This is a genomic window from Flavobacterium suzhouense (assembly GCF_042684765.1).
GTDB classification, from domain to species: domain Bacteria; phylum Bacteroidota; class Bacteroidia; order Flavobacteriales; family Flavobacteriaceae; genus Flavobacterium; species Flavobacterium suzhouense.
Genome location: NZ_JBHUMD010000013.1, coordinates 18,502 through 34,400, shown reverse-complemented (window position 1 = coordinate 34,400; position 15,899 = coordinate 18,502). Strand labels below are relative to the sequence as shown.

At 39.7% G+C, this 15,899-nt stretch carries 12 protein-coding genes and 1 riboswitch; of the genes, 11 read left to right on the top strand and 1 reads right to left on the bottom strand.

The features are described from left to right. The first annotated feature begins 15 nt into the window (after positions 1 to 15). Genes cysD through ACFSR3_RS08825 form a run of 9 tightly spaced genes read left to right on the top strand, consistent with a single transcriptional unit; the run spans position 16 to position 12,223 of the window. Positions 16 to 921 carry a sulfate adenylyltransferase subunit CysD gene (cysD, locus tag ACFSR3_RS08865; protein ID WP_379820658.1) on the top strand — a complete coding sequence of 302 codons (906 nt, stop codon included), beginning with the start codon at positions 16 to 18 and terminating at the stop codon, positions 919 to 921. Positions 922 to 941: 20 nt separating this feature from the next. Next, positions 942 to 2,186, top strand: a complete 1,245-nt coding sequence (locus tag ACFSR3_RS08860; protein ID WP_379820657.1) for a sulfate adenylyltransferase subunit 1 — start codon at positions 942 to 944, stop codon at positions 2,184 to 2,186. Continuing rightward, positions 2,186 to 3,022 (top strand): serine O-acetyltransferase EpsC, encoded by an 837-nt coding sequence (epsC, locus tag ACFSR3_RS08855; protein ID WP_379820656.1) that lies wholly within the window; start codon positions 2,186 to 2,188, stop codon positions 3,020 to 3,022. The genes ACFSR3_RS08860 and epsC overlap by 1 nt, the downstream gene beginning before the upstream one ends. Positions 3,023 to 3,038: 16 nt before the next feature. Continuing rightward, on the top strand, positions 3,039 to 3,950 hold the full coding sequence (cysK, locus tag ACFSR3_RS08850; RefSeq protein ID WP_379820655.1) for a cysteine synthase A: 912 nt from the start codon (positions 3,039 to 3,041) through the stop codon (positions 3,948 to 3,950). Between the two features lie 58 nt (positions 3,951 to 4,008). After that, complete coding sequence (gene cobA, locus ACFSR3_RS08845; RefSeq protein ID WP_379820654.1) at positions 4,009 to 4,827, top strand: uroporphyrinogen-III C-methyltransferase; 819 nt, start codon at positions 4,009 to 4,011, stop codon at positions 4,825 to 4,827. Beyond that, positions 4,811 to 6,517, top strand: a complete 1,707-nt coding sequence (locus ACFSR3_RS08840) for a diflavin oxidoreductase (RefSeq protein ID WP_379820653.1) — start codon at positions 4,811 to 4,813, stop codon at positions 6,515 to 6,517. The genes cobA and ACFSR3_RS08840 overlap by 17 nt, the downstream gene beginning before the upstream one ends. Before the next feature lie 10 nt (positions 6,518 to 6,527). Continuing rightward, entirely contained in the window at positions 6,528 to 8,171 is a 1,644-nt protein-coding gene (locus ACFSR3_RS08835; RefSeq protein ID WP_379820652.1) for an NADPH-dependent assimilatory sulfite reductase hemoprotein subunit, read from the top strand. A gap of 10 nt (positions 8,172 to 8,181) precedes the next feature. Next, the gene (locus tag ACFSR3_RS08830; RefSeq protein WP_379820651.1) at positions 8,182 to 10,758 is read left to right on the top strand and encodes a TonB-dependent receptor; all 2,577 of its coding nucleotides are present in this window, start codon (positions 8,182 to 8,184) and stop codon (positions 10,756 to 10,758) included. A 19-nt stretch (positions 10,759 to 10,777) separates the two neighbouring features. Beyond that, entirely contained in the window at positions 10,778 to 12,223 is a 1,446-nt protein-coding gene (locus tag ACFSR3_RS08825) for a TSUP family transporter (RefSeq protein WP_379820650.1), read from the top strand. A 117-nt stretch (positions 12,224 to 12,340) separates the two neighbouring features. On the opposite strand, the gene ACFSR3_RS08820 is transcribed toward ACFSR3_RS08825, so the two are convergent. Next, positions 12,341 to 13,450, bottom strand: coding sequence for a YncE family protein (locus ACFSR3_RS08820; protein WP_379820649.1), 1,110 nt, complete (start codon positions 13,448 to 13,450; stop codon positions 12,341 to 12,343). Between the two features lie 231 nt (positions 13,451 to 13,681). Continuing rightward, positions 13,682 to 13,777: riboswitch (TPP riboswitch) on the top strand. 60 nt (positions 13,778 to 13,837) lie between these two features. Here ACFSR3_RS08820 and thiS point away from each other — a divergent pair. Both thiS and thiC read left to right on the top strand, forming a co-directional pair. Next, entirely contained in the window at positions 13,838 to 14,044 is a 207-nt protein-coding gene (gene thiS / locus ACFSR3_RS08815) for a sulfur carrier protein ThiS (protein ID WP_114758070.1), read from the top strand. 33 nt (positions 14,045 to 14,077) lie between these two features. Next, positions 14,078 to 15,898, top strand: a complete 1,821-nt coding sequence (gene thiC, locus ACFSR3_RS08810; RefSeq protein ID WP_379820648.1) for a phosphomethylpyrimidine synthase ThiC — start codon at positions 14,078 to 14,080, stop codon at positions 15,896 to 15,898. Position 15,899: the final 1 nt, after the last annotated feature.

The following is a 15,899-nucleotide window of genomic DNA, read 5'->3' as shown; positions in this document are numbered from 1 at the left end:
AAAATAAGATAAATCATGAGCAATATAACAGATTACCTTGAACAGCTTGAGAATGAAGCTGTTTACATCTTAAGAGAAACAGCCGCGCAATTCGAGAAACCGGCACTTCTCTTTTCAGGAGGCAAAGACTCTATAGTACTGGTGCATTTGGCACTAAAAGCATTTAGCCCCGGAAAATTACCTTTCCCATTGGTGCACATTGATACAGGGCATAACTTTCCGGAAGCTCTGGAATTCCGTGATTCATTAGTTGGAAAAATAGGCGAGAGACTGATTATAGGATCAGTAGAGGATAGTATAAAGAAATACAATCTAAAGGAAACACCGGGACGATTTCCTTCGAGAAATTCACTACAAACTTATGCCTTACTTGATACTATACAGGAACATGGCTTTGATGCTTGTATTGGGGGCGCAAGGAGGGACGAGGAAAAAGCACGTGCTAAAGAAAGAATCTTTTCAGTGAGAGATGATTTTGGACAATGGGAACCTAAACTCCAGCGTCCGGAGTTATGGGATATTCTGAATGGTAAGATTTCCAAAGGACATAATGTGAGAGTATTTCCTTTAAGTAACTGGACTGAACTTGATGTATGGAATTATATCAAGAAATACGATATCGCCCTGCCGCCTCTATATTTTGCACATGAAAGGGAGCTTATTGTATTTCAGGACAGGCTGGTTGCTACCTCGCCTTTTATCAGGCCCTTACCTGAAGATAAAGTTGTTTACCAAAGCGTTCGCTACAGAACAGTAGGTGATATGACCTGTACGGCTGCAGTGCCTTCAGAAGCAGGGAATATTGATGATATAATTTCTGACATCATCAATACCAGGATTAGTGAAAGGGGCCAGACAAGACTAGATGATCAGTTGTCAGAAGCTGCAATGGAAGACCGCAAAAAGCAAGGGTATTTTTAAAAACAAAAAAATTAGAAAACATGAACACTTTACGATTTATAACAGCAGGTAATGTAGATGATGGAAAGAGCACTTTAATTGGAAGATTATTATATGACTCGGGCAGTATTCATACTGATCAGCTGGGATTGCTCAAAAAGCAGGGTGAAATATCGGGAAGTAACATTGATCTGTCATTGATTACTGACGGATTGAGATCCGAACGAGAACAGGGAATAACAATAGATGTTGCCTATAAATATTTCAGTACAACCAAACGCAAATTCATAATTGCCGATGCACCCGGACATGAACAGTATACCCGGAATATGATTACAGGAGCATCTAATTCAGATGTAATAATCATTTTGGTGGATGCCCGTAAAGGTATTACCGAACAAACCCGAAGACATGCAAGTATTGCATCACTGATTGGTATCCGCAAAGCAATAGTTGCAATAAACAAAATAGACCTGGTAAATTATTCGGCCCAGGTATTTGAACGAATAAAGGAAGATTTTATTGGCATAAGCGATAAGCTCAATTTTGATGAGATTAGTTACGTACCGGTGAGTGCACTTGAAGGAGATAATATTGTAACTAAATCGCTTTTTACGGCGTGGTATCCGGGAAAACCATTATTACAAATACTGGAAGAAATAGAAATCTCTTCAGGCAAAGAACTTCCGGCCCGATTTCAGGTACAATGGGTAATCCGCCCAAAAGACGATAAGTATCATGATTACAGAGGATATGCCGGGCCGGTTCTTAGTGGTAATTATTCTGTTGGCGATAAAGTCAGGATTCTCTCTTCGGGGATAGAAACTACAATAAGCAGTATAGAACAGGATGGTAAAAACATATCAGAAGCTACGGCTGGACAAAATATTGTATTGCATTTCAGTGACAATATAGATATCAGCCGAGGAGATGGCATAATAGCGTCTGACGGATATATAGAAAACTCTACAGAGATAAGAGCCTGGATATCATGGCTTGACAAGGAACCTTTGAAGCTTGATAAGACCTATATCCTTCAGCATCGTTTCAGGAACCTACGTGCAAAAATTATAGGTATCACCAACAAATGGGATGTTAATCAATGGGAATTTACAGATGCCAATGAGATAAGTCAAAACGATATAGCACAAATTGTAATAAGAACCAATCAGCCTGTACATTTTGATGCTTTTGAAAAGAATAGCAAAACAGGAAATGGTATCCTCATTGACGAAACTACATTTTCTACAGTAGGAGGACTTATGTTTTTAGAAAATACAGTGTAATGGAAACAGTAGGAGATTACAATACCAGGGCTATTTACAGAAAGAACCTTCTTGAACCCCGCATTTATTTGGATTACCACAAGGTAAGGCAATGGGTAGATGAACTTTATAGCTGGCTATTCAGCCTTGAGGAACGTTATATTACCTATTCCATATTCAATAACAAGGAGATTGAACTAAGGGATAGTTTAAAAGGATTTTTGCTTCAGGAAAAAATGACTATGACAGAGTCAATGACGCTGTCCGGAATATTTTTCGGTCGAATAGGCGAAATACACAGTATGCTACTGGAAGATTTGAATGCCGTACTTCAGTTTGATCCGGCTGCTAAATCTAAAGATGAGGTGCTCATTGCATATCCCGGATTTTATGCCCTTACAATACATAGGCTGGCTCACGAATTATGGCAGTTAGGTATGCAGATACTTCCCAGACTTATTAGCGAATATACTCACAGTAAAACGGGAATTGATATACATCCTGCTGCTGAAATTGGTAAAAGGTTTTTTATCGACCATGGTACCGGGATTGTTATTGGTGAAACGGCTAAAATTGGCAACGATGTAAAAATCTATCAGGGTGTAACGCTTGGAGCATTAAGTGTAGACAAGGACAAAGCCTCTCTTAAACGGCATCCTACTATTGAAGATAAAGTGATACTATATGCTAACGCTACTGTACTGGGAGGAGAAACTATAGTAGGAGAAGGATCAGTAATAGGCGGCAACGTATGGCTAACCGAATCGGTTCCTCCAGATACTCAGGTTTTTCATAAAAGAGAGATAATAAAACAAAAGCGAAAGCTTAAAGTTCTGGCAGATAATTATACAATATAAACGAATTATAATAAAAATGAAAGCAAATAATATTTTAGAAACAATAGGGAAAACTCCTGTTGTAAAGATAAACAGACTTTTCGGTGAAGGAAAAAATGTATTTATTAAGCTGGAACGCAATAATCCGGGCAACAGCATTAAGGACAGGATTGCGCTTGCTATGATCGAAGATGCGGAAAAACAGGGACTTCTTACCCAAGACAGCGTGATTGTAGAACCTACCTCAGGAAATACAGGTATTGGACTGGCCCTTGTGGCAGCCGTAAAAGGCTACAGAGTTATTCTTGTAATGCCGGAATCTATGAGTATAGAGCGAAGGAAGCTGATGCAGATTTATGGAGCTGAATTTGAACTTACTCCACGTGAAAAAGGAATGAAAGGTGCTATTGCCAGGGCGGCCGAGCTTGTTAATGAAATTCCAAACGCCTGGTCTCCTTCCCAGTTTGATAATAATTCGAACGTAGAAGTACATAAAAGAACAACCGCAGAAGAGATACTTCAGGATTTTCCTTCGGGTATTGACTACCTGATTACTGGTGTGGGAACCGGAGGGCATATAACAGGTGTAGCATCAGTATTAAAGGAGAAGTTCCCAGGGCTTAAAGTTATTGCTGTGGAGCCGGAGTTATCTCCGGTACTTTCTGGTGGAGCTCCTGCACCACATCCCCTACAGGGTATAGGAGCCGGATTTGTACCCGGAATCTATGGAGCTCAACTAGTGGATGAGATCATACAGGTTGGGAAGGAAGAAGCCTTTGCCTATGCCAGAGATCTTGCCGGTAAGGAAGGTGTACTGGGAGGAATTTCTACAGGGGCATCTCTCGCTGCTGTTGCCAAAAGGATTAAAACCCTGCCTGATGATGCCGTAGTGTTGACATTTAATTATGATACAGGTGAACGATACCTTTCGGTAGACGGCTTGTTTTAAATTTAATTCATAGGTAATGACATATTTAATGGAATGTCATTATCTAAAAACAAATGATATGAAATTGAAAAAAGGAAAAGTAATACTTGCAGGTGCCGGTCCGGGTGATCCGGAACTTATAAGCGTAAAAGCGCTTCGCTATCTGCAACAGGCAGATGTAGTACTAACTGACAGGCTGGTATCTCCTGAACTGATTGCGCAAAATGCCAGAAAGGATGCGCATGTAATTTATGTTGGTAAGCAATGTTCCAGAGGAATTCATACCCCACAGCAGGACATTAACGAACTTATGGTTGAGTTGGCAGGTGAAGGATTACTAGTGCTTAGGCTAAAAGGAGGGGATGTTTCATTATTTTCTAACGTACTTGATGAATTGAAGGTACTGAAAGAGTACAGGATTCCTTATGAGATTATTCCCGGAATATCGGCGGCTTTTGGAGCAGCGGCTTATACGGGAATACCCCTTACAGCAAGGGAATATTCAAGAGGAGTACGTTTCCTGACTTTATTTGATATTGAGTCGGTTAATGAGCAGCAATGGAATGATTGGGCACTTACTGATGATACCCTGGTGTATTACATGAGTGGTCAGAAACTTGATGCACTTGTAAGTAAGCTGCTGAATGCCGGAATTGACAAAAATAAAGGGATAGCTGTAGTGCAGCAAGCCACTACACCTTTACAAAAGACGCAGGTTTTCCGCTTCGAACAGCTTCAGAATACATTGTTGCCAGAATTCGCTTATGTACCAACATTGCTTATTGTAGGTTCGGTAGTGAGTCTGCACGATGAATTTAAGTGGATTGGTGAGTCACAGTCCCACAAATCTTATTTTGATAACCACATAAATACATACCAAAATGCTATCGGAATCTAAATATGCCTTATTAAAGGAGTTGGTTAAAGACGCTTCAAATGAAGAACTAATCTTTTCTAAAGGTTATATAGCGGGCTTTTTAGACGGAAACCATCAGTCTAAAAGTAGCGTAGCTATTACTGAGTCGCAGGCTATAACCGTTAAGCCTGTAATTATTTACGGAACAGAGACTGGTAATTCTAAAAAAGTTGCCTCTACGCTGCTGGCAGGTCTTAAAAAGAAAAAAATCAATTCTAAAGTAATTGACGTTTTTCAATATGATGTTGAGAAACTAAAAAAAGAAAGTCTGGCACTATTTGTAATCAGTACTCAGGGAGAAGGTGAATTTCCGCAAAATGCTCAGAAATTTTATGAAAGCTTACAGTTACAGGAGGTAAATCTGCAGAATTTAACTTATGCTGTGTTGGGTTTAGGAGATTCTTCCTATCCATTATATAATAATGCAGCGGTGCTTCTGGACAAAATACTGGAAGAGCGTGGAGCAACTCGCCTGTTGCCACTGGTGAAAGCAGATGTTGACTACAGTGATTTAGCAAATAAATGGGAAGTTGACTTGTTCTCAAAATTTTTAGACGTTGCAAACCATCAAAGAGTATTATCGGCAGAAAAAACACAACAGTCAGATCAGGGTCATAAAAAATTATATACAGGCGTTATTACACACAAGGTGATTTTGAATGATATCGGCTCAAATAAACAAACTTATCATATAGAGATTACACCGGATGAAGAAGTGCTATATGAGCCGGGTGATGCACTTGGAATATACCCAAAAAATGATATTACTGTAGTGGATTCTATTTTATCCATTCTTAAAATAGAATCTGAGCTACAGATTAAAATCGATACAGAGACAAAATCTGCTAATGACTGGTTTATTGATAGAAATGTGCTTGGGCTAAGCAAAAGATCTGTCGGTCTCATAGGAGAATTATTTGGAGTATCATTTCCTGATGATGTTGCCGACCTTGAATATTTACTTGCTGGTGTAGAGATTCCTGAAGAGTTTAGTATTGAAAGTCTGGTAAAGTTACTGCTTCCTATAGCACCAAGGCTATATTCCATCTCGTCTTCAGCGGAAGCGCACGATGGGCAGGTTCATCTCACGGTCAATCTCAATACTTTTGATGCTAACGGCGCGACAAAACATGGTCTGGCATCGGGGTACCTGGCGGATTATCCCGTCGGATCAGCAATAAGTTTCTACATCCATAAGAACAATAATTTCAGATTGCCTCCTGAAGATAAAGACATCATAATGATTGGTCCGGGAACCGGCATAGCTCCTTTTAGAAGTTTTATAGCAGAAAGAGATTCCGTTGGGGCACAGGGAAGAAACTGGCTTTTCTTTGGGGAGCAACATTTTGTTCACGATTTTTATTATCAGACCGAAGTACAGGATTGGTTAGCATCGGGTATATTGACGCGTTTGGAAACGGCTTTTTCGAGAGACCAACAACAAAAAATTTATGTGCAGGATCGTATACGTGAAAAAGGAGAAGAGCTTAATCAATGGATAGAAGATGGGGCAATAATTTATATATGTGGGCAAAAGGCTCCCATGAGTATAGATGTAATACAAGCTATAACTGAAGTTGTCAGTACCCAAAGAAAAATAAGCTTTGAACAAGCTAAAGAAATTGTTAGTACCCTGATAGATGAGGGAAGATTACTAAAAGACGTTTATTAAATAAAGAATTATGAGTGAGAAGTTATCGCCAATAGAAAAGATAAAAACCAGTAGCGATGGGCTACGCGGAACATTAAAAGAAAGCCTTGAAGACAATTATACAGGTAATGTACGTCCGGATGACCAGACGCTTGTAAAGTTTCATGGAATGTATGTACAGGATGATAGGGACAGACGTGCCGAACGTGCTGAAAAGAAGCTCGACAAACTGTATTCTTTTATGATAAGACTGCGTATTCCGGGAGGAACAATAACTGCAGACCAGTGGCTTAATTTGCATGAAACCTCCGAACAGTACGGCACAGGTACACTTAAGATTACTACAAGGCAAACTGTGCAGCTTCATGGGCTATTGAAACATCAGTTGCGTCCAACTATTCAGTCTTTTAATACAGCAAAACTGGATGCAATAGCAGCTTGCGGTGATGTTAACCGGAATGTTATTGTAAGTTCTCATCCCCAAGTTTCAGCGCTCCATGGGAAAATACATGCTTATGCAGAAAAGATTTCAACATTGCTGTTGCCAAAAACACAAGCATATTATGAAGTATTTATTGATGGCGAGAAAATATATGAGCGATCTGCAGAGGCCGATCCGCTTTATCAGGACCGTTATTTACCGCGCAAATTTAAAATCGGTATTGCGATTCCGCCATCTAATGATGTAGATGTATTTACCAACGATATTGGTCTCATAGCTGTAATTGAGAATAATGAACTTAAGGGTTTCAATATTGTTGCAGGTGGCGGGCTGGCCACTACCCACGGTAACCCTAATACCTATGCAAGGCTGGGGAGTATACTTGGTTTTACAGATACAGAAGAGAAGACCCTGAAAGCTGTCTATGAGATACTGACGATACAGCGTGATTACGGAAACCGTGAGGACCGCAAATTCTCAAGGCTTAAGTATACAATTGATAAAGTTTCGGTAGAATGGTTTAAAGAAGAATTGGAAAGGCGCATAGGTTTTGACCTTGAACCTGCAAGAGCTTACACTTTCACAGAACGCAGTGATCGTTATGGCTGGGAACAGAGTGAAGACGGAAAATGGTATTATACGCTTTTTGTGGAGCATGGTGTAGTTAAACCTTATCAAAAGGAATTTCTGTACAAAGTAGCCCAGCTTGGAATATCCAATTTTATATTCTCAGCAAATCAGAATCTCATTATTGGAGAGGTAAGCGAAAGTGATAAAAAGGTTATAGAAAAATTGTTCCTGGAGTATCAAATCGACTTAAATATAAGTGCCCTGCGAAAAAACTCTATGGCCTGTGTTGCGCTTCCTACCTGTCCTTTAGCCCTTGCAGAAGCGCAACGCTATCTACCGGAACTGGTTACTAAGCTGGAACCGCTTTTGCAAAGGCATCAGTTGCAGGAAGAAGACATTGTTATACGTATGACAGGCTGTCCTAATGGTTGCGGCAGACCATATGTTGCAGAAATTGGGTTTGTAGGAACTGGTCCCGGTCAGTACAATTTGATGCTTGGCGGAGACCGTTATGGAACAAGGCTCAACAAAATTTATAAAGAAAAAGTAAATGAAACAGAGATACTTTCGGTATTAGATGAATTATTCTATAAATACAAAACCGAAAAAAACCTGAATGAAACTTTTGGTGATTTTGCTAACCGGGAATTAAAACTTTATTAAACTAACCACGATGCTTAAACTATTACAGAAACTGGCTAACAAGGCATTAATTATAGTTGTTTTACAGACTTACAATAGCTTTGCCCAGGAAAACCAACATTTAATTTCAGGAGTAATAACAAGTGGCACTGACGGGCATCCTGTAACTAATGTGAAAATAATAATTAAAGATTCTCCCATCAGTGTATTTACGGATGAAAATGGAAAATTTGAAATCAGAGAAGCTTTGATTTTTCCTGTTTATCTTACTTTATCACATGGGGATTATAAAGATAAAGAAGTAGAAATTCTTAATAGCGATCAACAGCTTGCCGTATATCTGACTCCGATATCAACCGTATTGAATGAAGTTCAGATTACCTCCCGTCGAAGGAGAGAAGAGGTTCAGGATATACCAATTCCAATAGCTGTAATTGGTGCTTCTAAAATTGAACAAAGCGGATCATTCAATGTAAATAGAGTAAAGGAACTAGTACCTTCAGTTCAGTTATATTCATCAAATCCAAGGAATACTACGCTTAATGTCAGAGGTATAGGCTCCACGTTTGGCTTAACCAATGATGGGATAGACCCAGGTGTAGGTTTTTACATTGATGGTGTTTATCATGCCAGACCGGCAGCCACAACACTGGATTTTGTCGATATTGAACGGATCGAGGTTTTACGCGGACCACAAGGAACGCTCTTTGGTAAGAATACTACTGCCGGGGCGTTTAATATTACTTCTAAAAGGCCTACTTTTAATCCAACAGCTGTGGCAGAGGTAAGTTATGGTAACTATGGTTACATACAAGCTAAGACGTCTTTAAACGGTGGATTACTTGAAAATATTGCGGGGCGCTTATCTTTTTCGGGAACTCAACGTAATGGAGTAATTGAAAATGTTACTACAGGACAAGGTGTCAATGACCTGAATAATATTGGAGTTAAAGGACAGTTATTATACATTCTTAATGAAAATGCAGAGCTTTTACTTTCAGCGGATTATGCATCACAGCGTCCCAACGGTTATGCGCAGGCTATTGCAGGAGTCGTGAGGACCCAAAGGGCTGATTACCGTCAATTTGACCAGATAGTGGCTGATCTTGGCTATAGTCTTCCTTATAAAAGTGCTTTTGACAGGAAAGTGGACCAGGATACAGCCTGGCGTTCTGATAATGATCTGGGAGGTATCTCTGTTAACTATGAACACACCATAGGCAACGGCAAGCTTGTCTCTACAACTGCATGGCGTTTCTGGGACTGGAACCCATCGAATGACAGGGACTATACGGGATTGCCTGTGCTGACCAAATCACAAGCTCCCTCAAAACATAATCAACTATCACAGGAAGTCAGGTATGCAGGTAATTTTAGTGAAAAATTATCAGGAGTAATCGGGCTGTATGCTATTGAACAGGACCTAAAAACAAGCCCATACCATATTGAAGAATCCGGTGCTGCGCAATGGAGATTCTCCCAAAGTACTACAAGTGAACTCTGGGCTACACCAGGGCTTTTTGATGGTTATGGGATACGTACCAAGTCAAGATTACAATCCACAAGTGCAGCAATATTCGGCCAGCTCGATTGGTCCATAACAAGTAAACTTCATGTATTGCCGGGGCTACGATATAATTATGACAAGAAAAAGGTAAACTACAATCGGGAAACCTATGGAGGATTGGAAACAACTGACCCTGAACTGTTGGCATTAAAGAAACTGGTGTATTCGGATCAAAAATTCAGCACTGAAGTTTCGGATGATAATTTTAGCGGACAGCTTACCATACAGTATAGGTTTTCTGAGAAGGCTAATGCTTATGCTACTTATGCGCAGAGCTTCAAGCCGGTAGGAGTAAATCTGGGGGGACTCCCGACAGCTGATGGTCAACCTATGTTAAACCTTGCTACTGTCAAACCTGAAAATGTACAGCATTTTGAGGCAGGCTTTAAATCAACGCCGTTTAACAATACTAGGCTTAATCTGACAATTTATAAAACCATAATTGAAGATTATCAGACTCTGGTTCAGACTGCTGAGTTGGGTGTTAACAGGGGATATCTTTCCAATGCCGACCAGGTTAGTGTTAAAGGAGTTGAGTTAGAGGCTAATAGTCAGTTTGCTAAACATTTTTCAGCTAATCTTAGTATTTCTTTTACTGAAGGTAAATACGACTCTTTTAAAAATGCACCCGTACCGCTCGAAGAGACCGGAGGGACTCAAGCCTTTAAAGATATTTCCGGGGGACGTCTTCCGGGTATTTCAAAATGGAGCGGTGCCATTGGTGCTGAATATACTACCGATGCTAAATTTTTTAGCGAGCAAGGTCTTTTCTTTGCGGCTATAGATACCTATTTCAGAAGTGATTTTTCATCGAGTCCGTCACCATCAAAATACCTTAACATAGGTGGATATGCCCTGCTGAATGGTCGTATTGGCTTTAGGGTAAGTAAAGGCCTGTCAGCTTATATATGGGGGAGGAATATCCTTAATCGCAATTATTATGAGCAGTTATTGCCTGCAGCAGGAAATGCCGGGCAATATGCGGCAGTACTAGGTGATCCGGCCACTTATGGTATAACGCTTAAATATGCCCTAAACTAAAACTTTTTAATAAAAAAATATGGCTAATACGTTATTTCCCATTTATCTTAAAACAGAAAACCGCCGCTTCCTTATAGTAGGAGGCGGTAAGGTAGGTCTTGAAAAGACTAATACGCTGCTTAAGCAGAATCCGGAGGTTTCCATTACCATTGTGGCTCCCGAAATCACATCTGAACTTCACAAACTAATTCTGTGGAACCCAAATGTGAAGAGTAAACAAAGAGAATTTAAGCAAACTGACCTTGATGATGCCGATATTGTTATTATCGCTACCAATGATACAGAGCTTAACAAGCATATAAAAGCTTTGGCTAATGCTAAAAGATTATTGGTAAATGCAGCAGATCAGCCCGAACTGTGTGACTTTTATCTTGGTTCTATAGTAAATAAAGGCAGTCTTAAAATTGCAATATCAACCAATGGACGTTCCCCTGTACTTGCCAGAAGACTAAGAGAATATTTTGAGTATGTAATTCCTAACAGTATTGAAAATTCCATTGATCAGCTTGAGATAATCCGAAGAGAACATACAGGTGACCTCGCCGCTAAACTAAACGATCTTAATAAAGCAACATCATATCTTTCGCATGAAAAGAGTATAGCGAAGCGAAATAAAAGACTGGTAGGGCAGATATCATTACTATTCATTGTTTTCGTAATCGGATATGGCCTTTCAACTATCATTTCTGGTAATGAACTAAAAACATATGTCGGCAATATACCCTCAGGGTTTTATGATATGCTGATTGTTGGCTTCTTCGCTCAACTGGTAGACGGTGCCCTGGGTATGGGGTATGGTATTATGTGTGCTACTACTATGATGCTTTTTGGGGTAAAACTGCCGGCTATTAGTGGAAGTATACATACTGCTGAGGTCTTTTCAAGTGCAGTGAGCGGCTATACTCACTATCGTTTTGGTAATGTTAATAAGAAATTGCTTCTTTGGCTTGCTGTTCCTGGGGTACTAGGTGCTGTAGCCGGAGCCATAGCATTGATTTATTTGGGAAATAAATACGAGGCTTTTGCATACGCTGCCCTTTCTATCTACACAATGATTATAGGTATACGTCTTATTTTATTGGCATTGAAGACCGCAAGGCGTAAAAGCCCAGTGAAACGTGTAGGTGTTTTAGGTTTTGTTGGAGGGTTTATGGATTCATTTGGAGGAGGAGGATGGGGACCTATAGTTACTTCAACACTATTGGCTAAAGGCAGAAAAATGAACTTTGTGGTAGGAACAGTCAGCCTCGCTGAATTTTTTGTTACATTATCTGCCGCAATAGCTTTTTTTGCTTCTCTCGGGTTAACACATTGGCATGTAATTGTTGGACTTATTGCAGGAGGTTCGGCCGCAGCTCCTCTTGCGGCGAGGCTTTCAGGAAAATTGCCAAGACGTACTGCACTGATACTGGTTGCAATTCTTGTAATTATATTTAGTGTTAGGGTTTTATTAAAAATTTTTTAATAATATAAAAAGTATCTTGAATATGAAAAAAAGCTCAAAATCAATAATTTTGAGCTTTTTTAATTTGTTGTCATAAATGGATAAATTCCAAAATGTTTATATTAAAAGTCTAAATTATTATTCACCATATAGACTGATAATACTTACTGTATTCCCGGTATAATTAGAAACAATAGCATACTTACCATCTGGGCTCATCTTGATACATCCTGGCGACAATCCAACATTAATAGTAATTGGGACTAACAAATTAGTAGATAGATCTATGATATTCACAGTTCCCTGTCCGGCTGTCAACCCCGTGTAATCAGGTGCACCTGAACTGTATAATGTATTGTAGTTTGAAACAAAACCATAAAGTCCATCTGGAGTAATATCAAATCCGGATGGTTGTATTCCTACTTCAATCAGCGCCGATTGAGTATTTTGTTCAAGATCTACTACACAAACCGTTGTGCCATAAGGTGCAAAGTTATTACTCCCAAAGTTGGTAAGGTATGCAAACTTACCGGAAGCATCAATTTTTAAAGCGAACATACCAAATAGAAATGGGGTTCCTCCAAGAAAAGGAGTACCGCCTATAGTATCAACCACAACGTTAGTAGCCGTAGAAATCTTTGATAGCGTTCCTTGCCATGGCTCACCATTTGTGTAGTTTGCAGTATAAACAAAATCACCTTTTGGACTAATAGCAATTGCAGATGGTGCTGCAGCCTGTGTATATTCACTTAAAGTAATTTCCTGAATAATTTTTTCGCTAATCAAATCTACTACACTTACAGTATTGCCGGATCCGGATGGAATTGCTGTACTCGCACCATAATTATTAACATAGGCTTTAGTGCCGTCGGGGGTAATTACCATACCTGATGGCCCATTAAATCCGTCTATTATTCCGGTAACTTTATTTGTTGCAGTGTCAATTATGCTCACTGTAGATGCATTGGAGTTAGTAACGTAAGCTTTAGTTTCGTCTTTAGATAGCGTTATGGTGTACGGCTGATTAAATGTTCCGCTAGATATTGTTAAGACTGGCATCATGGTTGTTAAGTCTATAAGCGTCACGGTATCACTTCCTGCAATTCCGTAATTATTGCCATTGGCTACATATAATTTAGCAGAATCGGATGTTATTGCCATTGCTGTAGGATTCACACCAACGTTAACAGTGGCAATTAATTTGCTGTTTACAATATTTTTCAATTGATTTTTATCAGTTTTTGACATAGTATTTTTGGTTTAATTAATTTTATCGGTTTGTTTTTTTGGCTGTCCTTGTTTTTTTAATTTTTGTTGGCCTCTAATTATTATAGATCCAGGTTTAAGGAGTGCTAAAACTAAGCACTAAAAAGGACTCGGAATCACGTAGATTTACCCGATTTTAAATTATTGATTTAAGAATTTGGTTTGTTAAAAAAATAATTTTTATGGTATTTATAGAATATACCATTACATTTGCTGCAACTTTAGGGGTGTCTACTACCGTAGGCTGAGATTTTACCCTCTGAACCTGATGCAGCTCATACTGCCGTAGGGAAAAGTAAGATGACTTTGACGTTCCTCCGTGTACAGTCGTAGCCATTCCTAAAGTATATCAATATATACCAACAAGGAATGGAGCTTACAATCAATAATCAGACAAGACATTTTACTGAAAGTACAGTCACTATACAGACTATGCTTGATATAGAAATACCTTTGAAGCAAAAAGGTATTGCTGTAGCCGTTAACAATACTGTTATTCCTAAAACGCAGTGGAATAGCTTTACCCTCTCTTCAACAGACCAGATATTAATTATTTCTGCCACTCAGGGCGGATAGAATTTTATTGCTATAAATCAAACAGACTTTCTAATGGAAAATACAGAACATCAGATTTCCCGCACTCCTTTTCCTAATTCTAAAAAAATATATGTTGAAGGAAATATGCATCCTATAAAGGTAGCAATGCGTGAAATTTCACTACACGATACCAGGCTTTCTAATGGCGGCCTGGAGAAAAATCCACCCGTTACGGTTTATGATACTTCCGGGCCTTATACTGACATTGATGCCGAAATAGACATTCGTAAAGGATTGCCACGCATTCGGGAACAATGGATAATGGAGCGCAATGACGTGGATGAATTACAACAGATTACATCTGACTATGGTAAGCAAAGGCTTAATGATTCTAAACTGGATCATTTACGGTTTTCATACTTACACAAGCCGAAACGCGCTAAAGCAGGCGCAAATGTAACACAGTTGCATTATGCAAAACAGGGAATCATTACTCCGGAGATGGAGTACATAGCAATACGTGAAAATCAGCGTTTAGAAGCTTTTGAACAGCAAAACCCTTCACTTGCCTCTCAGCATATTGGAAATAGTTTCGGGGCAAATACGCCCAAGACAAAAATTACACCTGAGTTTGTTCGTAATGAAGTTGCCTGTGGACGGGCCATTATACCTAATAATATTAATCATCCTGAAAGTGAACCCATGATTGTTGGGCGAAACTTTCTTGTGAAAATAAACGCTAATATCGGCATTAGTGCGGTTACCTCAAGTATTGAAGAAGAGGTTGAAAAAGCTGTTTGGGCCTGTCGCTGGGGAGCGGACACGATAATGGATTTGTCTACAGGGAAAAACATCCATGAGACAAGAGAGTGGATAATTCGCAACTCCCCGGTTCCTATTGGTACAGTTCCTATATATCAGGCACTTGAAAAAGTGAAGGGTATTGCAGAGGATCTCACTTGGGAAGTTTTCCGTGATACGCTTATAGAGCAGGCAGAACAGGGAGTATCTTATTTTACGATTCATGCCGGTGTACTGTTGCGCTATATCCATCTCACCGCTAACAGGGTTACCGGTATTGTTTCCAGAGGGGGATCAATTATGGCTAAGTGGTGCCTGTTTCATCATAAAGAAAATTTTCTATATACCCATTTCGAAGAAATATGTGAAATTATGAAAGCCTATGACGTTGCTTTTTCGCTTGGCGATGGCCTTCGTCCGGGTTCTATTGCCGATGCCAATGATGCAGCGCAATTCGCAGAACTCGAAACGTTAGGCGAACTCACTAAAATTGCATGGAAGCATGACGTTCAGGTATTTATAGAAGGACCGGGCCATGTTCCCATGCATATGATAAAGGAAAACATGGATAAGCAGTTAGCACATTGCGGAGAGGCACCCTTTTACACTTTGGGGCCACTTACCACAGATATAGCTCCGGGGTATGATCATATAACCTCTGCCATTGGTGCTGCTATGATAGGTTGGTATGGAACAGCTATGCTCTGTTATGTTACGCCTAAGGAACACCTGGGATTACCCAACAAAAAAGATGTGAAGGATGGTGTGATAACATATAAAATAGCCGCTCATGCTGCTGATCTGGCTAAAGGTCACCCAGGGGCACAGTACCGTGACAATGCCCTTAGTAAAGCACGCTTCGAATTTCGTTGGGAAGATCAGTTTAATCTGGCGCTTGATCCGGATACAGCAAGGGAATTTCATGATGAAACCCTGCCGGCAGATGGCGCAAAAGTGGCACATTTTTGCTCTATGTGCGGTCCGAAATTTTGTTCAATGAAAATATCACAGGAAATAAGGGAGGTAGCTGAAAAAGGGATGAGAGAAAAATCAGAAGAGTTCGTTGGGGCCGGAAAAGAAATTTATTTGTAGT